The organism is Collinsella aerofaciens, assembly GCF_027679495.1.
GTDB lineage: Bacteria > Actinomycetota > Coriobacteriia > Coriobacteriales > Coriobacteriaceae > Collinsella > Collinsella aerofaciens_AK.
In genome coordinates this window covers 1-25,226 of record NZ_JAQEKC010000015.1, presented here as the reverse complement: position 1 = coordinate 25,226, position 25,226 = coordinate 1, and the positions used below count along the sequence as shown (strand labels likewise).

The 25,226-nt window shown below is 61.1% G+C and carries 19 protein-coding genes and 1 tRNA gene; 11 read left to right on the top strand and 9 right to left on the bottom strand.

All coding sequences use genetic code 11. From position 1 onward, the window contains the following. Window positions 1-426 precede the first annotated feature (426 nt). Complete coding sequence (gene guaA / locus PGW49_RS06775) at window positions 427-2,025, bottom strand: glutamine-hydrolyzing GMP synthase (protein WP_270226005.1); 1,599 nt, start codon at window positions 2,023-2,025, stop codon at window positions 427-429. 268 nt (window positions 2,026-2,293) lie between these two features. Between guaA and PGW49_RS06770 the strand changes: the two genes are divergently transcribed. Beyond that, the gene (locus tag PGW49_RS06770) at window positions 2,294-3,307 is read left to right on the top strand and encodes an asparaginase (RefSeq protein WP_195568504.1); all 1,014 of its coding nucleotides are present in this window, start codon (window positions 2,294-2,296) and stop codon (window positions 3,305-3,307) included. Window positions 3,308-3,329: 22 nt separating this feature from the next. Here PGW49_RS06770 and PGW49_RS06765 read toward each other — a convergent pair whose 3' ends face one another. Further along, a complete protein-coding gene (locus PGW49_RS06765) occupies window positions 3,330-3,548 on the bottom strand; it encodes a helix-turn-helix domain-containing protein (protein ID WP_035136926.1) in 219 nt (72 codons plus the stop codon). Between the two features lie 76 nt (window positions 3,549-3,624). Here PGW49_RS06765 and PGW49_RS06760 point away from each other — a divergent pair, with 76 nt between their 5' ends. Beyond that, window positions 3,625-4,014 carry a hypothetical protein gene (locus PGW49_RS06760; RefSeq protein WP_138111664.1) on the top strand — a complete coding sequence of 130 codons (390 nt, stop codon included), beginning with the start codon at window positions 3,625-3,627 and terminating at the stop codon, window positions 4,012-4,014. Between the two features lie 9 nt (window positions 4,015-4,023). Here PGW49_RS06760 and PGW49_RS06755 read toward each other — a convergent pair whose 3' ends face one another. The 6 genes from PGW49_RS06755 to PGW49_RS06730 all read right to left on the bottom strand — a co-directional run bounded on the left by PGW49_RS06755 (window position 4,024) and on the right by PGW49_RS06730 (window position 10,603). Continuing rightward, complete coding sequence (locus tag PGW49_RS06755; RefSeq protein ID WP_089572786.1) at window positions 4,024-4,407, bottom strand: DUF1648 domain-containing protein; 384 nt, start codon at window positions 4,405-4,407, stop codon at window positions 4,024-4,026. 11 nt (window positions 4,408-4,418) lie between these two features. Further along, window positions 4,419-5,495, bottom strand: a complete 1,077-nt coding sequence (ychF, locus tag PGW49_RS06750) for a redox-regulated ATPase YchF (protein ID WP_035136922.1) — start codon at window positions 5,493-5,495, stop codon at window positions 4,419-4,421. A gap of 114 nt (window positions 5,496-5,609) precedes the next feature. Beyond that, a complete protein-coding gene (locus tag PGW49_RS06745) occupies window positions 5,610-6,863 on the bottom strand; it encodes a 4Fe-4S binding protein (protein WP_195568502.1) in 1,254 nt (417 codons plus the stop codon). Window positions 6,864-7,014: 151 nt separating this feature from the next. After that, complete coding sequence (locus tag PGW49_RS06740; RefSeq protein ID WP_195568500.1) at window positions 7,015-8,082, bottom strand: glycerol dehydrogenase; 1,068 nt, start codon at window positions 8,080-8,082, stop codon at window positions 7,015-7,017. A gap of 113 nt (window positions 8,083-8,195) precedes the next feature. Further along, a complete protein-coding gene (locus PGW49_RS06735) occupies window positions 8,196-9,296 on the bottom strand; it encodes a glycerol dehydrogenase (protein WP_138111652.1) in 1,101 nt (366 codons plus the stop codon). 83 nt (window positions 9,297-9,379) lie between these two features. Beyond that, the gene (locus PGW49_RS06730) at window positions 9,380-10,603 is read right to left on the bottom strand and encodes an iron-containing alcohol dehydrogenase (protein WP_035136916.1); all 1,224 of its coding nucleotides are present in this window, start codon (window positions 10,601-10,603) and stop codon (window positions 9,380-9,382) included. Between the two features lie 500 nt (window positions 10,604-11,103). Between PGW49_RS06730 and PGW49_RS06725 the strand changes: the two genes are divergently transcribed. The 4 genes from PGW49_RS06725 to PGW49_RS06710 all read left to right on the top strand — a co-directional run bounded on the left by PGW49_RS06725 (window position 11,104) and on the right by PGW49_RS06710 (window position 15,623). Next, window positions 11,104-12,180 carry a tetratricopeptide repeat protein gene (locus PGW49_RS06725; protein ID WP_035136915.1) on the top strand — a complete coding sequence of 359 codons (1,077 nt, stop codon included), beginning with the start codon at window positions 11,104-11,106 and terminating at the stop codon, window positions 12,178-12,180. After that, complete coding sequence (locus tag PGW49_RS06720; RefSeq protein WP_138111650.1) at window positions 12,180-13,223, top strand: hypothetical protein; 1,044 nt, start codon at window positions 12,180-12,182, stop codon at window positions 13,221-13,223. Before PGW49_RS06725 ends, PGW49_RS06720 begins: the two co-directional genes overlap by 1 nt. Before the next feature lie 45 nt (window positions 13,224-13,268). Further along, window positions 13,269-15,446: a MurT ligase domain-containing protein gene (locus PGW49_RS06715; protein WP_229066804.1), complete on the top strand. Its 2,178-nt coding sequence runs from the start codon at window positions 13,269-13,271 to the stop codon at window positions 15,444-15,446. A 100-nt stretch (window positions 15,447-15,546) separates the two neighbouring features. Further along, window positions 15,547-15,623 (top strand) — tRNA-Glu (locus tag PGW49_RS06710). Window positions 15,624-16,257: 634 nt separating this feature from the next. On the opposite strand, the gene PGW49_RS06705 is transcribed toward PGW49_RS06710, so the two are convergent. Further along, window positions 16,258-18,345 (bottom strand): glutamine synthetase III family protein, encoded by a 2,088-nt coding sequence (locus PGW49_RS06705; RefSeq protein WP_138111648.1) that lies wholly within the window; start codon window positions 18,343-18,345, stop codon window positions 16,258-16,260. A 426-nt stretch (window positions 18,346-18,771) separates the two neighbouring features. Here PGW49_RS06705 and PGW49_RS06700 point away from each other — a divergent pair, with 426 nt between their 5' ends. From PGW49_RS06700 to PGW49_RS06680, 5 genes are all read left to right on the top strand, one after another. Continuing rightward, on the top strand, window positions 18,772-19,644 hold the full coding sequence (locus tag PGW49_RS06700) for a methylenetetrahydrofolate reductase (RefSeq protein ID WP_138111646.1): 873 nt from the start codon (window positions 18,772-18,774) through the stop codon (window positions 19,642-19,644). Then, a complete protein-coding gene (locus PGW49_RS06695) occupies window positions 19,644-20,432 on the top strand; it encodes a hypothetical protein (RefSeq protein WP_138111643.1) in 789 nt (262 codons plus the stop codon). Before PGW49_RS06700 ends, PGW49_RS06695 begins: the two co-directional genes overlap by 1 nt. 9 nt (window positions 20,433-20,441) lie before the next feature. After that, window positions 20,442-23,000: a homocysteine S-methyltransferase family protein gene (locus tag PGW49_RS06690; RefSeq protein WP_270225999.1), complete on the top strand. Its 2,559-nt coding sequence runs from the start codon at window positions 20,442-20,444 to the stop codon at window positions 22,998-23,000. 108 nt (window positions 23,001-23,108) lie between these two features. Next, window positions 23,109-24,473 carry a PFL family protein gene (locus PGW49_RS06685; RefSeq protein WP_195363791.1) on the top strand — a complete coding sequence of 455 codons (1,365 nt, stop codon included), beginning with the start codon at window positions 23,109-23,111 and terminating at the stop codon, window positions 24,471-24,473. Window positions 24,474-24,791: 318 nt separating this feature from the next. Further along, window positions 24,792-25,178, top strand: coding sequence for a class I SAM-dependent methyltransferase (locus PGW49_RS06680; protein ID WP_270225995.1), 387 nt, complete (start codon window positions 24,792-24,794; stop codon window positions 25,176-25,178). Window positions 25,179-25,226 lie beyond the last annotated feature (48 nt).

Sequence of the window (25,226 nt, the reverse complement as noted above, 5' to 3'; positions counted from 1 at the left end):
ATACGTAATTACGTAATTACGTAGGCTAATTTGAGCCATGCAGCACTCAATCACTAGTCAGTATTCGTTGACAAGCCGTTGGGGATAACGAATATATCGAGGTAGACAGCCGTTTTTACCGTCTGTGAGTACCAGCAAATCGATACTCAAAACGTCGTGAGTACATTTTGAGTACCAGTCCGAGCGGCCTCTTGCGGGCGGACGCAATCTGCCGGTCAGCATTAATTAGAAATAAATTGATGGCGTTGCTTCGGTAATTGAAAGCACTTTAAAACATACCAGCAAACAATAATCCCAGCTAAACAGCTTGAGAGATTGCGCGGCTGGTTTGTATGTACCACATACACCACAATGCACAAGCACCCATGGCACGCAAATAAAAAACGAGGGAGGCCGTTTCCGACCTCCCTCGCAAAGGGCTATTTACTACTCCCACTCGATGGTCGCGGGCGGCTTGGACGTGATGTCGTAGCACACGCGGTTGGCGCCGGGGACCTCGGCAACGATGCGGCCAGAGATGCGGGCCAGCACGTCGTAGGGCAGCTTGGCCCAGTCGGCGGTCATGGCATCGCTGGACTCAACGGCACGCAGGATGATCGGGCGCTGGTAGGTGCGCTCATCACCCATAACGCCGACGGACTTGATGTCGGGCAGGACCGCAAAGTACTGCCAGCAGCTGTGCTCGGAGTTGCGCTCGCCGGTCCGCTCAAACAGACGCTGGTTGTAGGCGTCGAGCTCCTCGCGCACGATAGCGTCGGCGTTCTTGAGGATCTCGAGCTTCTCCTTGTCGACCGCACCGATGATGCGGATGGCAAGACCCGGGCCCGGGAAAGGCTGACGGAACACGATGTGGCCCGGCAGGCCCAGCGCCAGACCGAGCGCGCGGACCTCGTCCTTAAAGAAGTGGTCGAGCGGCTCGATGAGGTCGAAGTGCACGCCCTCGGGGAACGGGATCAGGTTGTGATGGCTCTTGATGGTGGCCGTCTTGCCGCCCGTCTTGCGAGCGCCGGACTCGATGATGTCGGGGTAGATGGTGCCCTGGGCCAGGTACTTGACCGGCTTGCCGTCGGTCTCGAGCTGCTGCGCCACGGCGAAGAACTCTTTCCAGAACTGCGTACCGATGATGCGGCGCTTCTCCTCGGGCTCGGTCACGCCGGCCAAAAGCTCGGCATAGCGATCCTCGGCGTGGACGTGAATAAAGTCGACGTCAAACTGCTTGGTGAAGACCTCCTCCACCTGCTCGGGCTCGCCCTTGCGCAGCAGGCCGTGGTTGATGAACACGCAGGTCATCTGCTTGCCCACGGCGCGGGCGCCCAGAGCAGCCACGACGGAGGAGTCGACGCCGCCGGACAGGGCCAGAATCACGCGGTCGTTGCCGACCTTCTCGCGGAACTCGGCCGTCATGGTCTCGACCAGGTTGTCCATGCTCCAGTTGGGCTCCAGGCCGCAGATCTCAAACAGGAAGTTGCTCAGCAGCTGCTGACCATACTCGGAGTGCTTGACCTCGGGGTGGAACTGCGTGGTGAAGATCTTGCGCTCGACGCACTCCATGGCGGCAACCGGGCACACGTCGGTGCTGGCGGTAACGGTAAAGCCCTCGGGCACCTCGGAAACGGCGTCGCGATGGCTCATCCACACGGTCTGCTCCATGGGCGTGGAGTTAAAAAGCTTGGCGCCGGCCGTGCGCGTGATGGTAGCGCGGCCGTACTCGCCCACCTCGGAATGGCCGACCTTGCCGCCGAGCGTCACGGCCGTGATCTGATGGCCGTAGCAAAAGCCCAGGACAGGAAGGCCCAAGTCAAAGATGGCAGGATCGATGGACGGAGCGTCCTCGGCATACACAGAAGCCGGGCCGCCGGAAAGGATGAGCGCAGAGGCGTTCATCTCGCGAATCTCGTCGGCCGAGATGTCGCAGGGAACAATCTCGGAATACACGTTGAGGTCGCGGACGCGACGGGCAATGAGCTGACCGTACTGCGCACCAAAGTCGAGTACGAGGACCTTTGCGGAAGCCTTTTGATCCATGGTTTCCCCCTCTTGTTGGCGGGGAGCCGGTGCCCACCCGCGTGAATGAACGAAAATAACCTCCATAGTGTACACGTTATATGGGGTTTCTCGCCCCTCGCAGCCGTCAGCGCACGGCAAACGCACGACCTGGGCCCCTGTTTGACGGCAATTGAAGTGTTTTCAAACGTTACAGATGATGTAATACGTTTGAACATTGGACGCCCTGTGCCACAATACTGCCGAACGACTCCGCCTCTGCGGCGGCAAATACGATAGGAATACCAGCATGAAGCGCATCCTTCTCATCGCCACGGGCGGCACCATCGCATCGACCGAGGACGGCAACGGCCTCTCCCCCGCCCTGACCGGTGAGGAGCTCGCCCAGAGCGTCCCCGAGATCTCGGGCCTCTGCGAGCTCGACGTCGTGCAGCCCATGAACATCGACAGCACCAACATGCGCCCCAGCGACTGGATGTGTATCCGCGACGTCATCGTCAAGGGCTATGCCGACCACGACGGATTCGTGATTCTACACGGCACCGACACCATGAGCTACACCGCGGCGGCGCTTTCCTATCTGATTCAGGACAGCCCTAAGCCTATCGTGCTCACCGGCTCGCAAAAGCCCATGGGCAATCCCTTTACCGACGCCAAGCTCAACCTGTACCAGAGCCTGCTCTATGCGCTCGACGAGCATTCGCACGACGTTTCGATCGTGTTTGGCGGCGTCGCCATTGCTGGCACGCGCGCCCGCAAGCAGCGCACCATGAGCTTTAACGCGTTCATTAGCGTCAACTATCCGCCCATTGCCTACATCCGCAACGACCGCATTGTGCGCAACGGGCTTCACGGCACTCATCAGAATGAGAGCCCGGTGCGTTTCTACGACAGTATCAATCCGCGCGTATTTGTCCTTAAGCTGACGCCCGGCGTGAACCCGGGTATCCTGGACGCCCTAGCCGATAGCTACGATGCTGTAATTCTTGAGACCTTTGGCATTGGCGGTATTCCCGAGTTTGGCGAGTCCGGCGATTCGTTCCAAGAGGCAATTTTCCGCTGGGTCGATTCGGGTCGCACCGTCGTTATGACCACGCAGGTCCCCGAGGAGGGCCTTGACCTGGGTGTTTATGAGGTCGGCCGAGCTTACGCCGATCATCCGGGTATTTTGCGCGGCGACGATATGACCACCGAGACGCTCGTGGCCAAAACCATGTGGGCGCTCGGCCAGTCACGCGATGCCGCCGAGATCCAGCGCCTGTTCTACAGCCAAGTCAACCACGACCGTATCCCGATGGCGTAATTCAGTTGTCGACGGGTATCCCCTATTCGATGCCCTCGAGAAGCTCTGACACCGTCATGCCGAGTGCGGGCGCGATCTTAAATAGAACCTTGAGCGTGAAATTTGCCGTCCCATCTTCGATTCGATCGAGGTAGGGTCGGCTGATTCCTGTCGCCACACAAAAATCAACCTTGGAGATACCAAGGTCCCTGCGTGTCTCTTCGACCCGCCTGCCAAGAATCTGTTTCGCACGTTCGTCCATGCAGCCGAGTTTGAAATGGAGCCGAACATAAACGTAAACTATAGTTTACGTTTTGCCGAATACACAGGAGTTTTCTATGTCGGGTTCTTCGGTCCGCATGTACCGAGCCACGCTTCGCACAAACAGCGCACCGCCCAAGCTCGTCGTCGTTGAAGCAGAAGCCCTTTCGCCCGATGAGCGCACGGCATTTGCATTGCTATCAAGTCGCGTCGCCGCCATTCTGGTCCCTTGCCCGGCGCAAGGTGAACTTGCCATCCAATGCCAAGCGCACAGCTGCTCGCTCAATCAGGCTGCCGTGATCGCAACCAGCCAACGCGGTCTGCCCCTTCTCCTGGAAGCCGGTATCGCACTCGCCCTTCGCGGCGCCGGATACGAAAACGAGGCCGCCGCCGACATGGTCTTTAAACCACGATCGAGCGGCGGCCTCGCAGCAGCCATTGAATATGCGTGCAGGCTCGTTGCCTAAAAGGACAAGCTAGAAACCAAAGCCAAAGCCCGTTCCAGTAATCGCCGAGTACATAAAGTAAACGTTGATCACGTTGAGGAACACACCCGTGATGCAACCGTTGCGCAGGTAGCGCTCGCACACGATGCGCGCCATGGCGGCGGAGTCATCATTATTTTTTGCCTGGCGTCCCGCCGTAAAGTACGTCGCCACGCTCAGCAGCAGATTGAGTACCGGCAGCGCCAACAGCTCGTAGCTCTTGCCCCAGCGCGTCACCTCGCCGGCGGCGTTAAACTTCGTTGCCACCTCGGGGCCAATGTTGGGGATAACACACGCTGCAACCACCAGCGGGATCACCGCAAGTACGAGCAGCGCAATACCCATGTACCCAGCTTTTTTGCCGTATTTAAACATATGCGTCGCCCTTACACGTTAAAGCGGAAGTGCACGACGTCGCCATCGGCCATGACATAGTCCTTGCCCTCAATACGCAGCTTGCCGGCGGCCTTGGCGCCCTGCTCGCCGCCGAGCTCGATGTAGTCGTCGTAGCCAATGACCTCGGCCTTAATAAAGCCGCGCTCAAAGTCGGTATGGATAACACCGGCGGCCTGCGGAGCGGTCGCGCCCTGACGAACCGTCCAGGCCTTGACCTCCATCTCGCCGGCCGTAAAGAACGACTGCAGACCGAGCAGCTTATAGGCCGCCTGCGCGAGCACGTCCAGACCGGGCTGTTCCAGGCCCAGGCTTTCCAGGTAGTCGGCGGCGTCCTCGGGATCGAGCTCGGAAAGCTCGGCCTCGATCTTGGCGCAGATCGGCAGCGGCTTGACGCCGTCGATGGGCGCCAGATCGTCGTTGAGCATATCCTCGTCCACGTTGGCCACATACAGGATGGGCTTCATGGTGAGCAGGAACAGCCCCTTGGCGGCGGCACGCTCCTCGTCGGTCATCTCCATGGATGCGGCGCGCTTGCCCTCGTTGAGCCAGGCAAGCAGGCGCTTGGCAACCTCGAACTTGGGCATGAGCTCCTTGTCGCGCTTGGCCTCCTTCTCGAGCTTAGGCAGCTGCTTCTCGAGCGTGCCCATGTCGGCCAGGATGAGCTCGGTCATGATGGTGTCGGCATCGCCGGCGGGATCGACGAACTCGCCCGTGCGGCCCACCTCACGCATGACGTTGGGGTCCTTAAAGTAGCGCACGACCTCGCAGATGGCGTCGGTCTCGCGAATGTTGGCCAGGAACTGGTTGCCCAGGCCCTCGCCCTCGTTAGCGCCCTTCACCAGACCTGCGATGTCGACGAACTCGACCGTCGCCGGCACAATGCGACCCGGGTTAACGATGTCGGCAAGCTTTTGCAAGCGGCTATCGGGCACGTCGACGATACCCACGTTGGGGTCGATCGTGGCAAACGGGTAGTTGGCGGCAAGGCCGGTCTTTTTGGTAAGCGCGGTGAACAGCGTCGACTTGCCCACGTTGGGCAGGCCCACGATACCGATGGAAAGGGACACGACAGCTCCTTTTGGTACAGGTACTTCAAACCGTATAAGTATAGCGCCGCCGCAGCATCCGGGCGAATCCGGACACCGCGGCGGCGCAAATGAAGCAGAGATAGAGCTCGCTGACTAGTCCGCGAGCTTCTCCACCTGGTCGAGCATCTTGTCCAGCTTGGCCTTTGCCTCGGCCTTGACCTTCTGGGCCTCTTCGTGGGCCTTGGCCTTCTGAGCGGCCTTTTCCTCGGCCTCGGGGTCGACAACGACCAGATTGGACGCATCGTGCTCGACCAGCTTGAGCGCATGCTCGGGGCACACCTTGACGCAGGCTCCGCAACCTAGGCAATACGTGGACTCCAGTGCAAAGCGACCGCTTCCCACCAAATCGCAGGCAAACGTGGGGCACACGTTGACGCACTCGCCGCATGACGTGCACTTGTCAAAATCGCATTCCGGTGTGCTCACCTGCATATTCTGGGCAAGCTCGGGGTGGTTCTGCAGCGTCGAGAGCACCAGCTGCCGCCCGTGCGTGAGCGAACGGCGACGCTTGGTCGTCGTGGTGCCGCACATGGTGTTGAGCGTACGCTCGAGCTGGGTAATCTGATGGCGATGAGCCTTGAGCTTTTGCGTCACCGAGGCCAGCGCCGCCGTCGCCGGATTGAGCTTGGTCACCGTTAGGCCCGTGGTGCGGGCAATCTTTTCCATGTACTCCTTGCGCTCGTACTCGCGGCGCTTATGGCACTTGAGGCTCTTGGGGTCGACCTCTAGGCCCATACCCGTGCCAGACCACTCTTCGGCCTTCGCAATCGCCTCGCCAAGAATGTCCTCACCGCCGGTGTTGCGGCATTTATCGCACACGCCCAACGGCAGGTACACACTCACGTTGGGATAGTCGGCCAGTACCGAGAACCAGGTCTCCGCCGTAATATCGCCCACGCAGGCAACGACGACTTCGTTTTCGCGCGGCATGCGCTTAAGGGCACGCGTGCAGGTAACGTAGGCGGTCTCGTGGCTCGTAGCCGCCGAGACAATGTCGTCGTAGACGTTTTTGGGTGCAAGGCGCGGAGAGATGATCGCCTCCGTCGGGCAAGTAGCGGCGCACAGGCCGCACTTGCGACAGGAGTCGAGGATCTCGATGGAGTCTTCCTCGACCTCGATAGCGTTGACCGGGCACACGTCCATGCACGCGGTGCAGCCGCTCTTTTCGTTTTTGCAGGTCAAGCACGGAATGGTGTTGCCGCGCGGGCGCTCCTTGTAGTCGGCAGGATTCCACTGCGGCGCCGATGGATCGAGTGCATCGGTCACGCCGCCAAGCGGGTTTTTAAGAAAGTCGAAACCCTTGCTGATCTCGATAATGTCATCAAACAGATCGTGTTCCTGCGCCATGCGCGGCCCCTCCCTGAGCAGTGCAAACAAGCAAGAGATAATGATACGCTATCGGCCCACGCCTCGGGCAAATTACACGCGGAGCATCTTTGCGGCAAATAGCCCATGGCCTATCGCCGCCTCGATTGCACAAGGTCAATCAAGTGCCAAGCTATGCCTCGCACATGAGCTGCACGAGCTTTTGTCTGGTCACCTTGGCCTGCTCGTTGGCCATATTGCGCTCGTTTCTAAAGACCGCATCCGCAACGCTCATCAGGTCGGTATCGGAAATCTCGCCAAGTCCCAGCTCCGCGAGCGTCGTCGGTAGACCAACGCGCTGGCAAAACTCGAGCACCTGATCAAGCTCGGGCGCACGCTCCAGGCGCAGCTGCACCACCAGGCCAAATGCCACGGCCTCACCATGCATGGCCTTGCACTCGGGCAGAATCGTCAGGCCGTTGGCTATGGCATGGGCAAGCGCTAAGCCACCACTCTCAAAGCCAACACCCGAGAGCAGAATATTGCACTCGATCAGGCGCTCAACCGCTGGCGATGTACGGCCCTTTTTGAGATCGCGCTTGGCAGCGACGCCGCACTCCATGAGTGTGTCATAGCAGGCACGAGCCGCAACCAAGGCCAAGTGTCCCGGCGCGCCACCGTGCTCGTTGGCGCCGTGCGCCGCGGCGCACGAACGCGCCTCGAAATACGTTGCCAGCGCATCGCCCATACCAGCGACCGTCATACGCAGCGGGGCCGCCGCGACCACGTTGGTATCGACCACGACCAAGTCTGGATTCTTCTCGAGCATCAGGTAGCGGTCGAACGACCCATCCTCGTGATACAGCACCGAAATCGCGCTGCACGGACCGTCCATCGACGCCGCCGTGGGACATACACACAACGGCAACTCGGCATAAAACGCAACGGCCTTGGCGATATCGAGCATCTTGCCGCCGCCAATGCCCACCACCATGTCGCAATACTCGGCCCGGGCTTCCTTGGCCATTTCGACAACGGCATCTTCCGTACACGGACCGTTGTAAATCTTAAAGAACGGCTCGCTTAGATCTTCATCCAGAAATCCATCGACGATCTGCCTGCACAGCCGATCCTCGGTGCCCTGGTCAAACAAGACATAGGCAGCGCAGCCCAACCATGACAAATACCTGCCCTGGCGCGAAAGCTCCCCCGGTCCCTGAACATACCGACCGGGGCCGCCATAAACCATAGGAAGCGCCATACGAGAATCCACCCTTCATCAAACAACGATGGGTGCAAAGTACCCTGACCCCTTTGCACCATAGCAAAAAGGGGCAAAGCCATCTGTTGGCTTTGCCCCTTCCTTAGCTTGATTTACTCATCCATGAGATAGTAGTGGCCCAGTGCGTCGGCACCCAGGATGGCGTTTGCGACCATCTCGGGCGTCACCTCAAACGGCATATTGCACATGGTGTCCTCGGGCGCGCACGCGGCCTCGGCAACAATCATGGCCTGCTCGCGCGTAAGCTCGGCAACGCCAAGTTCCTTCATCGTGACCGGCAGGCCCAGCTCAATGCAGAAGCCCAAGACTTCCTCGAGCTTCTCGGTCGGGGCATCCTCGAGTACCAGCTGGACGATAGTGCCGAAGGCGACCTTCTCGCCGTGATACATGCTGTGGCACTCGGGCAGCATCGTCAGGCCATTGTGGATGGCATGAGCGGCAGCAAGGCCCGAGCTCTCAAAGCCAATGCCCGAAAGCAGCGTATTGGCCTCGATGATGTGCTCGACGGCAGGCGTGAGCGCACCCTTCTCCAGCGCAACCTTGGCCTTGACGCCATCGGCCATAAGCGTCTCGTAGCAGAGCTTGGCGAGCGCCAGACCAGCCATGCTGCCCTTGCCGCCAGCGCAGGTGCCGCCGTCGGCATCGTGCGTCGCCTGGGCCTCGAAGTAGGTTGCGAGCGCATCGCCCATACCGGAAACCGTCAGGCGCACCGGGCTCGCCGCGATAACCGTCGTATCCATCAGGACGATATTGGGGTTTGCCTTAAGGAAGAGGTACTTATCGAACTGGCCGTCATCGGTGTAAAGCACCGAAAGCGCCGAGCACGGTGCATCGGTCGAGGCAATGGTGGGGCAAATGATAACCGGGGACTCCAGGTAATAGGCGACGGCCTTCGCGGTGTCGAGGATCTTGCCGCCACCGACGCCGACGATGATGTCGCAACCGTTGTCGCGAGCGAGCGCAACCAGGCGATCGACCTCGCCCTTGGAGCACTCGCCGTTAAAGTCCTCAAACAGCAGCTCGGCCTTGGCCTCGGCAAAGCCGCCCTCGATCTTGGCACCGACGCGCTTCTTGCCCGAAGGCGTCACGATGACGAGGGCCTTAGCGCCGAGCGGCTCGACATAGGAGCCGAGCTTGGCGAGCTCGTCCGGACCCTGGATGTACTTGCTGGGGCTATTGAAAATTGCAGCCATAACTATCCCATTCTCTAAAAGAAAAAAGAAAGGGGCTCCGTACAGATACGTGCGGAGCCCCTCGTTACGATAACAAGAGTCGATTAGAAATCGATGTCGGTGTCGTAGTAGCAGGCCTTGAGGATCTTCTCGAAGTCGGCAGCCTTGGTCTCACGCGGGTTCTCGGGCGTGCAAGCGTCCTGCTCGGCGTTCGCGGCGATCTCGGGCAGCTTGGCGAGGAACTCCTCCTCGGAAACCATCTGCGGGTTCTCGGCGTCGACCTTCACGCCACCATTCGCGTAATCCTTGATGGACTGCGGAATGTTGAGCTGGTCGTTGAGGTCGCGAATCTTCTGGACGAGTGCAGCGATGAGCTCCTCGTTGGTCTCGCCGGGAAGGTGCAGGATCTCCTTGGCCACGTAAGCGTAACGCTCGGCAGCACGGGGATCCTTGGAGTTCCACTGGATGACCTTGCCCAGGTACATGGCGTTAGCAGCACCGTGGATGATGTGGCCGTTCTCGAAGGCAGCACCGGTCTTGTGAGCCATGGAGTGAACGATGCCGAGCAGGCCCGAGGAGAAGGCGATACCGGCGATGCACTGAGCCTCGTGCATGTGCTGACGGGCCTCATGGTCGCCAGCATAGGACTTGGGCAGCCACTCGACGATCTCGCGGATGCCGTGCAGAGCGTTGGCATCGGTGAACATAGAGGCGCAGGTGGAAACGTAGGCCTCCATGCAGTGGGTCAGAGCGTCCATGCCGGTGTGAGCGCACAGCTTGGCGGGCATGGTGTAGGTGAGCTCGGGGTCGACGATGGCGACATCAGGGGTGATGTTGAAGTCGGCCAGCGGGTACTTGATGCCCTTGGCGTAGTCGGTGATGACGGAGAAGGCAGTGACCTCGGTAGCGGTACCGGAGGTAGAGGAGATGGCGCAGAAGTGAGCCTTCTGACGCAGCTCGGGGAAGCTGAACGGCTGGATGATGTTATCGAAGGACTCCTCGGGATACTCGTAGAAGACCCACATGGCCTTAGCGGCATCGATGGGCGAGCCGCCGCCGATGGCGATAATCCAGTCGGGCTCGAACTCGCGCATGGCCTCGGCGCCCTTCATGACCGTCTCGATGGACGGATCGGACTCGACGCCCTCGAACAGCTTGACCTCGAAGCCGCCCTCTTTGAGGTCGGCCTCGACGTCCTGCAGGAACCCGCCGCGACGCATAGAGCTGCCGCCAGAAACGATGATGGCCTTCTTGCCCTTGAGGTTCTTCACCTCGTGGCGAGCGCCCTCACCAAAGTACAGATCGCGAGGATTGGTAAAACGTCCCATACTGTGCCTCCTAAACAAGCCCCTCTTAGACTTGCGTATATAACGGAGCACCCAATTGGCTCCGTTAGGACCGGTTTGCGCGTTGCCGGCGATGACAATGCGCGATGTCTAAACGTCTCAACGCTCAGACAAACACTATTTTACCGTTCTGGTTGGTCAGTTATTCACCTAAAGCCGCCAATGATGAAACGTTTTTTCTATCCCTGAAGACCCTTGTGCGGCATTCATACTCCCAAGCTGGGCAAACGTTTTATCAAGGTTGACTACATATCCTGGGCAGGACGGTGCCCCTCCAAAATATGCACCGTTCGCCGCCAAAAATCGACCGTTTGCGGCACCGTGATACCACTCGGTCGTCCAAGGTGCCGACATTTGTGCGACATCCGTCTTCGTGGTGCAAAGGTGCAAGTCCAAGTGCGGCACCCCCGGTGTGCCACATGCGGGTAAACTAGAACCTTATATAGAAACATTTGAACCCTAACCGCAGCAAAGGAGGCCCCATGGCATTCGATCCCATTCAAGAGGATTGCCATCGCCTCGTTCTTGAGGCCTTGCGCCGCGACAATATCCCGCTCACCGACGCTGCCGCCGTAGAGCGTCTGATGGAACAATTCACCCGCAACCCCGCACCGCTCATCGTGCACGACCGCGACCGCGCCGGGCACCTCATTGCCAAGGTGGTCGAGGCTGTCGACTACCGCATTCCCTTTATCCCTGACGATACCCAGGCAGAGCAAGAAGAGACAGCTGCCGAGAACATGCTCCGCGAGGCGGCCGCACTCGATCCGGCCAACTGGGACGCTCAGCGCATGCTGACCGCCCTCACCGCCGAATCCAACGAGGAATACGTACAGTACCTGGTGTCCAAGTGCGATGAGGTCGAGCACGACCTAGCGCTCAAAATCGCCTCGGCCCAGGACCCCTACGAGCGCGAGGCCGCAGGCGACCTTACGCGCCGCCCCTATCTGCGCTGGCTTGCCGCCTTGGCATCGCGCGCCCTCATTAGCGGCCGCTATCGCATGTCGCTCGAAGCCGCGAATCGCAGCTTGGACTTTGCGCCCAACGACCCCGCTGGTGTCCGCCACACCGCGATGCTCGCCATGGCAAAGCTCGAATACCCCGCCGAGGAGCTCAAGCGCTTTCGCTCCGCACACTCCGTGCCGTACCTCGCGAATACCCCACTGCGCCGCCGCCCCAAAGATGCGGAGCGCGACTTGGACCCGTGGACGCTCATCGCGCTGATGAGCACGGCTTGGCGCGAACTGGACTACGAGGGCGCCGAGCACTACCTGCGTATCCTTGTGCGCTCGTGTCCGCACGCAGCCGAGGCACTCTACTTCCAAACCGAGTTTCCCGATGGCGTCTATGCCCGCGTCAACGTAGGCGTAGGCTCCACCGACGAGCTTGTCCTCGCGCTGTCCGAGGCGACGCCGGTGCTGCAGGAGGGCCTGGGCGCCCCCGACAACGCCAGCTTTGCCGCCTGGGTCGCCACCAACGATATCGTGCGTTCCCAGATCGACGAGCGCATCCTGCGCGCAGCCGAGCAGGGACTTCCATTTAAGGGAGGGGACCTCTAATGGATCCGAGCGTCTACATCCCCGCCTACCTGGAGCGCACCTATCTGGCGTCGCACCCCGAGCTCACCGATGCAGCACGCGAGCTTGTCCATAACGACATTAGCGCGAATCCTCAAAAGTATGCGCAGTCCGAGCATGCCCAAGCGCTGCTGTCCTATGCCGGTGTTCATCGCCACCTGCTCGACGAGCTCCATCGCATCGAGGACATGGGCAGCGACGAGGAGTTTGAGCAGACGCGCAACCGCCTGTTCGACGATATGCGTGATGAACTGCTCAAGATCGTCCGCGTCGATGCGCATGTCCTCGATGCCCAGCTGCTCGCCATCATCCTGGCCGACATGCCCGTTGACGCCTGCCTGGGCGACCTGATGAAGCTCGAGGCGACCACGGCCGATTACCTGCAGCAAAGCGTGCCCGGGTTCGACATGGAAGCCCCGCACTACTGGGCCAACAAAGTGCTGACAGACAGCGTGACGGCGGCCGATCTCACCGTGAGCGAGCCGGCTCTTATCGGGTGGCTTCATACGCTCGAGGCCATCTCGCAGCTGTGCATGGCGAGCGCCCGCTACCGCGCTGCCGCCAACTACGCCCGCCGCGTCCTTAAGGCAGAAGGCTATCCCACCCGAGCCGCAGGCACCGTGTTGCTCGCCCTCGCTCGTCTGGAAGATCAGGACGGCTTTTTTGCCCTAGCCCACCAGCTCGAGGAAGAGATCGGGGCAGACGCACTCGAGAACTCTCCTTGGTATCTGCTCGCCCGCACGATTCTGCTGTTCAAAACGAACAAGATGCGCCCGGCGACACGCGCGCTGCGCGAGTTTGCTAACCGCTGCGAGGGCGGCGCGTTCTTCTTGCTGAACCCCATGTACCAGACGCCGTACCTTCCCTGCCGGCCCGAGCCACGCGATCCCTGGGATCTTTCGCACCAGGCCGTTTGGGAAGCGGACGGCATTATCTCGGATACCCCCGACTTTGCCCCCTGGGCCAATGCCTGCGAAGACGTATCGCAGCTTGCCCAGGAATTTGCGCGCCGCTACGGCTTTTAGCGACGCGATCGCCCCGACCATGTCATCTATGTTAGGAACGGCTTCATGAACTTCCGCTCATCTCTTGCCTGCACCTCGAGCGATATCGCTCGCTGGGGACTGCGCTCTGTCCTCAAACGCCAGGGTGGCGTGCTTCCCGGCCGCATCGCCATGAAAATCGACCCCGAGCTGCTAAGCGACCTCGCGAGCCTGGTCGACCGCAGCGTGGTGATCACCGGCACTAATGGCAAGACCACCACCTCCAACCTCATCGCCGATGCCGTTGCTGCCAGCGGTGCTACCGTGGTGTGCAACCGTGCCGGCAACAATATGGAACCTGGTGTGGTGGGTGCTCTGCTCGAGGCCCGCGGCGGCCTTAGGCACACCAGCAGCGGCAAGCGCGTGGGCGTTTTTGAGTGTGACGAGCTCTACACCGTACGCGTTCTGCCCAAGCTCAAGCCGACGTACTTTGTGCTACTCAACCTGTTCCGCGACCAGCTAGACCGCTACGGCGAGATCGATCACACCCAGGAGGTCATCGCCCATGCGTTGGAGCTCTCGCCGACAACAACGCTTATCTACAACGCCGACGACCCGCTGTGCGCCTCGATTGCCGCGCGCGTCCCTAACACGAGCATCGCCTTTGGCATCGACGGCGCCACGGGCACCGAGTCCGATCGCATTAGCGACTCGCGTTTTTGCTCGCAGTGCAACGCGCCGTTGGAGTACGACTATGTGCAGTATGGTCAACTCGGCGCCTACCATTGCCCCTCGTGCGGTTGGGCACGCCCCGCACTGGTCCGCCGTGTGACGGGCGTGGAGCTCGGCTGCGACGGCTACGGCTTTGACCTGGTCTTTGGATCTGCGTCCGACGCAGCTGCCGTACACATCGCCACGCGCTACAACGGCCTGTACATGGTCTACAACGTTGCCGCCGCCTTCTTTGCGGCGCGCGAGCTGGGCGTAGACGCGGCGCATCTGCAGCCCACGCTCGATGCCTATGTCCCCGCCGGCGGACGCATGGGCCGCTGGGAGATCGCCGGCCGTACCGTCGAGGCAAACCTGGCCAAAAATCCCGTAGGCTTCGATCGACAAATCCAGTCCATCAAGACGGCAGGCGGCAGACTCTGCGCTTTCTTCCTCAACGACAACGACGCCGACGGCCACGATGTATCGTGGATCTACGACGTCGACTTTGAGCGCATCGCCGACACGCCGGGTCTTGTCGCCTTTGCCGGAGGCACGCGCGCGCACGACATGCAGGTGCGCCTCAAGTACGCCGGCATCGATGCCGCGATTATCTCGGACGTCGCGCAGGCAATTGGCGCCGTGGCAGACGAGGCCGCCGATGACACCTTCTACGCCGTCGCCAACTACACGGCCTTCCCGCCGCTGGTCAAGGAGCTCGACGGGCTGAAAGGCGCCACCGCCGACGCTGTTGCTGGGCGCGCCGTAGCCCGTGCCGACGGCAGCGCTCTTCCTGTCGGTATCGCGCCAGTCGAGCTTTCGCGCCCGCTGCGCATCGTCTACCTGTACCCCGATGCCCTCAACCTCTACGGCGACGGCGGCAACGTTATCGCCCTCGAGCGTCGCTGCGCCTGGCGCGGCATCCCCGTTCGCGTGGACGAGGTCCGTATGGGCGAGTCACTCGATCTCACCGATGCCGATATCGTCATGATGGGTGGCGGCTCCGACCGCGACCAGCTAGCCGTGGCACACGAGCTGCTCGCCCAAAAAGACAAGGTCGCATCCTATGTTGAGGATGGCGGCTCGCTGCTCGCCATCTGTGGCAGCTATCAGCTGCTCGGCCGTTCGTACTATATGGGCGAGGATCGCATTGAGGGTCTGGGGGTCATTGCCGCCGAAACCGTACGCGGCTCCGACCGCCTGATCGGCAACGTAGCCGTCAAAACCGACCTGGCACCTGAGCCCTTTGTGGGATTCGAGAACCATGGCGGCTGCACGCTTTTGGACGCCGATGCCACGCCGCTCGGAACGTCCGTCGTCACGGGCACCGGCAACAACGGCGACGATGGCTTTGAGGGCCTGATCTACAAGGGCGTCATCGGCACGTACCTGCATGGCCCGGCGCTGCCCAAGAACCCCGAGCTCGCCGACTGGTTGATCGCCCATGCCCTCGAGCGCCGTGGCGATGCACAGGCTGCCGCCCTGCTGCCGCTCAAGCCCCTCGACGACACCTACGAGCACGCCGCCCACGACGCCGCCATGAAGCTCCTCCCCTAGCACCTCACCACCACAAAGGGGACAGGCACCTTTGTGGTGGTTTTTCAGTTTGCCAACGATATGTGAACGGCTAAAAAAGTCTGCTATACTCTTTCCCGCTGTCCCCATCGTCTAGCGGCCAAGGACGCCACCCTTTCAAGGTGGATATCGCGGGTTCGAATCCCGCTGGGGGCACCATTTGAATTGAAGAGCCCGTTACCCTCGCGGTAGCGGGCTTTTTGCTACCCATGCGCCGGGATTCGAACCCGACAGGGTGCGGAGCTGAGGAAACGCGAAGCGTTTTCCAGCGCAGCACGCAAGGAGCGAAGCGACGCAGCGAAAGCGGGCGGCGCCAGCCGCACGCGGACATCCCGCTGGGGGCACCATTTGAGATGTGAAGCCCGTTACCAATTCGGTAGCGGGCTTTTTGCTACCGATATGCCGGGATTCGAACCCGGCAGGGTGCGGAGCCCGGCATCATCGCAAGGCCCGTGGGCAAAAAATGGCAAATATGAGTACTGCTACCATTTTAGTTACAGCGATTTCATGCCATCAGAAGGCGATTTAGACGCCAGGGGTCCTACGGCGGAAAAATTGCAGACGTTTATCGGCTAAGTACTTGGACATATGTTGCGTAACACTGCATATTTTGCAAATAAATAATGCTACAGGACTTGTGACAGTACTCATATTTGACGTTTTTTGCCCACAACCCTTTATACCTAGGCGAATCGGCGGCAAAACGGGCTTCAAAGCGCCCTTCGCAAACAAAAACCGGGGCCAGCATGATGCGGACCCCGGCTCAATACCGTGACGATATGTCAGTTACGCTCTATACGTAGAACAGGATGTCGTCGTAGGTCGGGACCGGCCAGTAGTCGGCGGCCACGATCTCCTCCATTGCGTCCACGGCAGCACGCAGCGCATCCATAGCGGGAACGACCTCGTGCGCGTACACGTTGGCCTGCTCCTGACCATCGAGGCCCTCGGCCTTCTGATGCACGGCGTCGAGCGCCTTGATGGAGTCGTTGATGGTGGTGATACCGTTGCAGAGCTTGTTGAGCGTGTTCTGCTCGCACTGCATGGCGGCCTCAGCACCGGCGGCACGTATAGTCTCAAGGCCCTTAGCGACCTTGGTGGCATAGGCGGTAATGACCGGGCGATAGGTACGACGCGCCTCGCGAACCATCGTGGTGGCCTCGATGTTCATGAGCTTGTTGTACTTCTCGAGCTTGCAGTCGTAGCGGCACTGAGCCTCGGCCTTGGTCAGGACACCCGTCTCCTCAAAGAGCGCAATGGCCTTATCGGAAACAAAGGCGGGCAGGGCGTCGGCCGTGGTCTTGTTGTTGGCAAGACCACGCTTCTCGGCCTCAACGGGCCACTCGTCGGAGTAGCCGTCACCGGAGAACAGGATGCGCTGGTGGTCGGTCAGGACCTTCTTGCAGTACTCGAGCGCAGCGTCCTGGAACTCATCCTCGGGCGTACCCTCAAGCGCGTCGGCGAAGGACTTGAGCGACTTGGCCACGGCGGCATCCAGCACCAGGTTGGAGTCGGAGACGTTCTGCTCGGAGCCGCAGGCACGGAACTCGAACTTATTGCCGGTGAAGGCAAACGGGGAGGTGCGGTTGCGGTCGGTGTTGTCCTGCATCAGCTTGGGCAGGGTATCGGCGCCCAGGTCGAGCACGCCGCGCGTGGCATGGACGGAAGCCTTGCCATCGATGATCTTCTCGACGACCTCGGTAAGCTGGTCGCCCAGGAAGATGGACATAATCGCCGGAGGAGCCTCGTTGGCGCCCAGACGATGGTCGTTGCCGGCCGAGGCAACGGAGGCACGCAGGAGCTCCTGATAGTTATCGACGGCCTCGATCACCGCGGTGAGGAAGACGATGAACTGCAGGTTGTCGAGCGGGGTGTCGCCCGGATCGAGCAGATTCTCGGACTCGGTGCCAAGCGACCAGTTGTTGTGCTTGCCCGAACCGTTGATGCCCTCGAAGGGTTTCTCGTGCAGCAGGCAAACCAAGTCGTGGCGGGAGGCGATGAGCTTCATTTTCTCCATCATGACCAGGTTCTGGTCGATGGCCTCGTTGACTTCGCCATAGACGGGGGCGAGCTCATGCTGGCAGGGAGCAACCTCGTTGTGCTTGGTCTTGGCGGGAATGCCGAGCGCCCACAGCTCATCGTCCAAGTCCTTCATGTAGGCCGAGACGGTGGGGCGGATAGCGCCAAAGTAGTGCTCCTCGAGCTCCTGACCCTTGCATGGAGCAGCACCAAAGAGGGTGCGGCCGGTAATGACCAGGTCCTTGCGCTTGCGGTAGGCGTCCTTCTTGATCAGGAAGTACTCCTGCTCGTCGCCCACGGAAGGAACGACCTTCTTGGGGGTCTTACCGAACAGCGCCAAAACGCGCTTAGACTCACGCGAGAGCGCGGTCATGGAACGCAGCAGCGGGGTCTTCTTGTCCAGGGCCTCGCCCGTGTAGGAGCAGAAAGCCGTGGGGATGCACAGGACATCGTCCTTGATAAAGGCGGGGCTAGTGGGATCCCAAGCGGTGTAGCCACGGGCCTCGAAGGTGGCGCGCAGGCCGCCGTTGGGGAAGCTGGAGGCATCGGGCTCGCCCTGGATGAGGTTCTTGCCCGTAAACTTGGTAATGGCGGTGCCGTCGTGGTTGGGCTCCAGGAAGCTGTCGTGCTTCTCGGAAGTAATGCCCGAAAGCGGCTGGAACCAGTGCGCGTAGTGCGTCGCGCCCTTGGAGATGGCCCAGACCTTCATGGCATGGGCAACGGCGTTGGCCACATCCAGGTCGAGCGGCTCACCGCCCTCGAGGGTTGCAGCAAGGCGCTTCCAAATGTCCTTGGGGAGGTAGTCCTTCATGACTTCCTCAGAGAACACCATGGTCCCGAAGCGGTCAGTAAGTTCGGCCATACGGAACTCCCTTCGTATCGGCACCGCGTGAGAAGCGGTGTTGATTACTAACGAACGAGTCATAGCTTAGACTCGCCGTGTTTCCGCGACATTACCGTTATGTTGCTGTCGCGAAACCAATCAATGAGGTTACCCTATCGAGGCGGCGTTGCCACCCTCAACAGCCAATCAACTGCATAAATTGCAGACCTCTCCCCATGGTTTAAGGGTAGTCAATTTGGGATGGAGCTCTATTAACTGGTATTTTGCATCAGATACCAGTCTTTATAGTCCGTGCCTAGATTAGCCGCTCTGTTATAGAGAAAGCCGATAGCAAGGCATCTTTGATTGGTATCCCCGAATAACGAGTGAAACTCCACCGTGACACAGTGGTGCTGTAGAATCCTTACAACACATCACACTATTACGTATCTAGAGGAGCACGATATGCGCGTCGACGAGGTTTTTAAGCAGGCAGCATCCCAGGGCACCGCGCCCGTTTCGTTTGAGATGTTCCCGCCCAAGGGCGAGCTCACCCTCGACACGGCTCGCGAAGTGGCAGGCAATCTGTGCAAGCTTTCGCCGAGCTTTGTCTCGGTCACCTGCTCGGCCGGCGGCTCGGGCAACGGTGCCACCACCGCCCCCATCGCGCATATGATTTCGAGCGAATTCGACACGCCCTCGGTGGCACACCTCACCTGCGTGGGCCGCACCCACGCCGACATCGCCGCCAAGATCGACGAGTATCGCACCGCCGGCGTTGAAAACATTCTGGCCCTGCGTGGCGATCTCCCTGCCGGCGCGACCGAGGACGACAAGCCCGCCTCCGACTACGCCTACGCCCGCGACCTCATCCCCGAGCTCGTCGACGCCGGCTTTTGCGTGGGCGCCGCAGCCTACCCCGAGGGCCACATTGCCTGTGAGGATCTCAACCTCTCGGTCGAACACCTCAAGCAAAAACAGGACGCCGGCGCAAGCTTCTTTGTGACGCAGCTCTTCTTTGATAACGAGTGCTTCTACCGCTTCCGCGAGCTTGCCGACAAGGTCGGCATCACCGTGCCCATTACCGCGGGCATCATGCCGTTTATGGGCAAGTCCCAGATCAGCCGCATGGTCTTTATGTGCGGCGCGTCGCTGCCCTCCCCCGTCATCAAGATTCTCGCCAAGTACGAGAACGACCCCGAGAGCCTGCAGGCAGCCGGTGTAGATTATGCCGCCCGCCAACTTTGCGACCTCAAGGAGCACGGCGCCGACGGCCTGCACCTGTACACTATGAACCGTCCTGCGATCGCCGCGACCATTATGGAGCGCCTGGGGTAATGGAAAAACCGCACATCGATACAACCGCTGTCGAAGTGCCGGCCGACCTTGCGTCGCCGGCGCTTTACCGTGTCGATGCCGCGCACCATCCCCGTGTCGACCGTGCCGAGATGCTGCGGTATCTGGGTTACGGCGGCCAGCAGATTGAGCCCGAACTGTCACGACGTATTGAGCTTGTCGTTGAACGTCTGGAACTGGACATTGAGCCCCGTGGCGTGCGCCGCGTGTTTGCCGTCGATGCCACGGGCGTGGACGAACAAAGTGAGCCTTGCATTCGCTTGGTCGGCACCAACGTTGAGCTGCGCGGTCGCGATATCTATCGCCACCTCAAAGACGCCCGCTTTGCCGCACTCATGGCATGCACCCTCGGCATGGACGCCGAGCGTCGTCTGCGCACCACGGGAGCCCAGCAGCCCCTGGAGGGAGCCGTGCTCGACGCCGCGTGCTCTGCCTATGTAGAAGCCGCCGTTGAGCAGATGGACCAGCAGGCCAAGGCTGCGGCCGCCGCACACGGGCTCGCCGGCAACTGGCGCTTTAGCCCCGGCTACGGCGACTGCCCGCTCTCGGCCCAGCGCTCGATCGTCGATGCGCTCAACGCCACGCGGCTCATCGGCCTTACCGTCACGCCCACCAGCCTGCTCATGCCCACCAAGAGCGTGACCGCGGTGATCGGTCTGTTCGACGGCAAAGTCCACGACGCCCAGAGTCGCCCCACCTGCAATATCTGCCGCATGCGCGAGCACTGCCGCTTCCGCGCCGCCCACACCACCTGCTATTCCAGCCACTAGGAGCCCCCGATGTTCACCCCGCTTATTACTCATAATTCGGATGGTGCCGCGCTGGCGGCGCCCGTCAATGCCGCACGCTGCAACGGCGCTGTGTACAAGCCACGCACGATCGACGACCTGCGCATTAAGGACGATCGCCTGCGCGCCGCCATCGAGGGCACGGGGCACCTGCTGTTTGACGGCGGCATGGGCACCATGCTGCAGGCTGCCGGCATGAAGGCCGGCGCCCTGCCCGAGCTGCTCAACTTTGAGGAGCCCGAGGTTATCACCGATATCCAGCGTCAGTATGTCGAGGCCGGCTGCGACGTGATCACCGCCAACACCTTTGGCGCCAACGCCCACAAGCTCGACGGCGCCGCCACCGTGGCAGATGTCTTTGCCGCCGCTGTCGCCTGCGCCCGCGCGGCCGGCGCCCACTACGTCGCCGGCGATATTGGCCCCATCGGCGCGCTGCTTCGCCCCCTGGGTACCCTGAGCTTCGACGAGGCCTACGATCTCTTTGCCGAGGAAGCGCGCTCTGGCGTCGCCGCGGGTGTGGACCTCTTTATTATCGAGACCATGACCGACCTGGCCGAGATCAAGGCGGCGGTCCTCGCCTGCCGCGAGAACTCCAACCTGCCCGTCTTTGCCACCATGACTTTTGAGGAAGACGGTCGCACCTTCCTGGGCACGAGTCCCGAGGTTGCCGCCATCACGCTCGATGCCATCGGCGCCGACGTTTTGGGCATCAACTGCAGCCAGGGACCGGCCGAGCTCCGAGGGCTCGCCGCTCGCATGCTCACCGTAACGGACAAGCCCGTTATGGTGCAGGCCAATGCGGGACTCCCCCACGTGGACGACGACGGTAACACCGTCTTTGACATCCAGGCCCCCGAATACGCCGAGGCCGTCGCCGGCATGATCGCCGACGGCGTGAGCGTCGTGGGCGGTTGCTGCGGTACCACGCCCACGCACATGGCAGCGCTGCGCACGCTTATCGATAACCACACGCCCAGTCCGCGCCACCGCAAGCCCAGCATGTCGGTCACAAGCGCCCAGACCGTGGTGGACCTCCCCTGCGACGGCCACAAAATCGCCGTCATCGGCGAGCGCATCAACCCCACCGGTAAAAAACGCCTGCAGCAGGCCCTGCGCGACGGCGATCTGGACTACGTCGTAAGCCAGGGCATCAGCCAGCAAGAACAGGGCGCCGATATCTTGGACGTCAACGTGGGCCTGCCCGAGATCGACGAGGTCAAGGTCATCCAGCAAGCGACCGAGCAGCTCCAAGGCTCCACGCTGCTGCCGCTGCAGATCGACTCCACCGACCCCGCAGCCGTCGAGGCCGCCGTACGTCGCTACGCCGGCAAGCCCATCATCAACTCGGTCAATGGCAAGCAGCAGATCATGGATGAGATCTTTCCGCTGGTCGCCCACTATGGAACCAACGTCGTCGGCCTTACGCTCGACGAAGGCGGCATCCCCGATACCGCCGAGGCCCGCTTTGCCATCGCCGAACGCATCGTGGCCGAGGCCGCCCGCTACGGCATCGGCCCGGACCGTATCCTCATCGACTGCCTGGTCATGACCGCCTCGACCAATCAACGCCAGGCCGAGCAGATCCTACGCGCCATGTCCCTGTGCAAGGAGCGTCTGGGCGTCAAATGCGCGCTCGGCGTGTCGAACATCAGCTTTGGCCTGCCCGCTCGCCCGCTGCTGGGTTCGGTCTTTTTGGCCGCCGCCTTTGGCGCGGGTCTGGACGCCCCCATCATGAACCCGGGCTCCAAGCGCTTTATGGACACCGTCTACAGCTATCGTGTCCTGAGCGTTGAGGACGAGGGCTCGACCGGATACATCGAGCGCTATGCCGGCTGGACCGATCCGTACAAGATCGCCGCCAACCCGGCAGCGGCTCAGGCCGCATCGAGTGATGCCGCGCCTGCTGCTGGCACCGCCGGCACTGACGGCAACGACGACCCGATTCGTCGAATGGTCGTCTCGGGCCGCAAAGGCGAGATCGCTGCCGAGACCGAGCGTCTGCTGACAGACCACGACGCTATGGACCTCATCAACAATCACTTTATCCCCGCTCTCGACGAGGTTGGCGTCCTCTTTGACCAGGGAAAGTTCTTCTTGCCGCAGCTCATGGCCTCGGCCGAAGCCGCACGCGTGGGCTTCGACACCATCAAGCGCCTGATGCCCGCCGGCGAGATCGCCGACAAGGGCAAGATCTGCGTGGCCACCGTCAAGGGCGACATTCACGATATTGGCAAGAACATCGTCAAAATGTTGCTCGACAACTACGGCTACACCGTCTTTGACCTGGGCCGCGACGTCGATCCGCAGGAGGTACTCAAGACCGTCAAGGAGCGCGATATCAAACTCGTCGGCCTCTCGGCGCTTATGACCACCACGGTCGTCGCCATGGAGGAGACCATCAAGCTGCTCCATGCCGAGGTGCCAGGCGTCAAGATCATCGTAGGTGGCGCCGTGCTCACCCCCGAATACGCCAAGCAGATTGGCGCGGACTACTACGCCAAGGATGCCGCCGAAAGCGCGCGCATCGCCGAAGAGGTCTTTGGGCAGTAACACAACGGAAACAACCGTGCACCAAAACGTGCCGCATGCGCCACTTGGCACGTGCGGCACGTTAGAATAGAAAAGACTATGCTCGTTTTGGCAGATAGGAGCGCAAGGATGGCGATCACGCCCGCAGAAATCGCGGAAACCCGCGGCATGGTTGAGGAGCAGAACCTCGACATCAGGACCATCACCATGGGTGTTTCGCTCATGGGTTGCGGTGACGAAAACCTCGACCGCATGTGCACGAAGATCTACGACCACGTGACGCACACGGCTGAGCATCTGGTCGAGACCGCCGAGAACCTCGAGCGCGAGTACGGTATCCCCATCGTCAACAAGCGCGTTTCCGTCACCCCGGTGGCCCAGATCGCCGCGTGCTGCAAGGATGAGGACCTCACCCCCATCGCGCACGCCCTCGACCGCGCGGCCGAGACGCTCGGCATCGATTACCTGGGCGGCTTCTCCGCGCTCGTCCAGAAGGGCATCGGCGATGCCGACCGCCGCGTCATCCAGTCCATCCCCCAGGCGCTTGCCACCACCAGCCGCGTCTGCTCCAGTGTCAACGTCGCCAGCCTGCGCGCCGGCATCAACATGGATGCCGTGCTCATGGCCGCCCAGACCATCATCGACGCCGCCAAGCTCACGGCCGACCAGGATTCCGTCGGCGCTTCCAAGTTTGTCTGCTTTGCCAACATGGTCGAGGACTCCCCGTTTATGGCGGGCGCCGTCCACGGCGGTGGCGAGGCCGACGCCGTCATCAACGTAGGCGTCTCGGGCCCCGGCGTTATGGCCGCAGCCCTGGAGACGCTGCCCGATTCCGCATCGATGATGGAGGTCGCCGAGAAGATTAAGCAGACCGCCTTTAAGATCACCCGCGCCGGCGAGCTCATGAGCCGCGAGGCCGCCCATCGTCTGGGTGTCGAGAAGGGCATCGTCGACCTGTCGCTGGCACCTACGCCCGCCATCGGCGACTCCGTCGCCCGCATCCTCGAGATCATCGGCGTTGGCACCTGCGGTGGCCCGGGCACGACCTGCGCACTCGCCATGCTCAACGATGCCGTCAAGAAGGGTGGCGTCATGGCTAGCTCCAGCGTCGGCGGTCTCTCGGGCGCCTTCATCCCCGTGTCCGAGGACGCCGGCATGATCGCCGCCGTCGAGGCCGGTGCGCTTTCGCTCGAGAAGCTCGAGGCCATGACCTGCGTGTGCTCCGTCGGCCTGGACATGATCGCCATCCCCGGTGACACCCCGGTCGAGGCCATCGCCGGCATCATCGCCGACGAGATGGCTATCGGCGTCATCAACAACAAGACCACGGCCGTCCGCGTGATTCCCGCCATTGGCAAGGGCGTGGGCGACTGCGTCGAGTACGGCGGCCTGTTCGGCCGTGCGCCCATCATGCCGGTGAACCCCAACGCCGGCACCGTGCTTGCCCACCGTGGTGGACGCTTCCCGGCACCGCTGAACTCGCTGAAGAACTAGCTGAGGGGTTCGGGCGAGGAGCCCCGGGGGAGGGCAAATATATAAGGTCGCCTGCTCGGACAGTCCTGACTCGCACGGAGAGCACATTAAGTGCTCTCCGGCTCGTGCGGAACTCGCGATCGACCTTATATATTTGCCCTCCCCCGGGGCTCCCGCACAACGGGACCTCGGTTGGGTTCTATCCCTTTGGCAGTCGCTTCGCTTCTGCCCTACTTTGCTGGTATGGCGATTTGGCGTTGGATCGGTTCTTTCTGATATATGCTGGTTGCGGCTCTTCTTTTGGGAGGAGTCGCTTTTTTGTTGTGAGGGGGATGGCCCGTGGCTGATGATTTGATTCGTTCTGAGCTGCTTTCTGCGGATTGGAATGGCGAGTGGATGCGTCTGCAAGCTGATCGGCGACGGGCTGATGATTCTTTTGAGTGGGATAAGCGGGCTCGGCATTTTCGGCCGCTTGAGACTGCTCCGTATGCCCGGGACTTTATGAAGCTGCTGGCGTTAAAGCCTGGTGAATCCGTGCTTGATATGGGGTGTGGGGCTGGGTCGATTGCTATTCCGCTTGCTCAGGCTGGGCATCCTGTAATTGCGGCTGACTTCTCGCCTGCCATGTTGGGCACGCTTGATGCTGGTATTGAGTACTATGGGCTCGAGGATCGCATTACGCCGCTTGAGCTTGCTTGGGATGATGATTGGGATTGGCTCTGTTAGACCAGAATTGACATTCTGCCTCAATCATCTTTTTGAAATTGCAAAGCT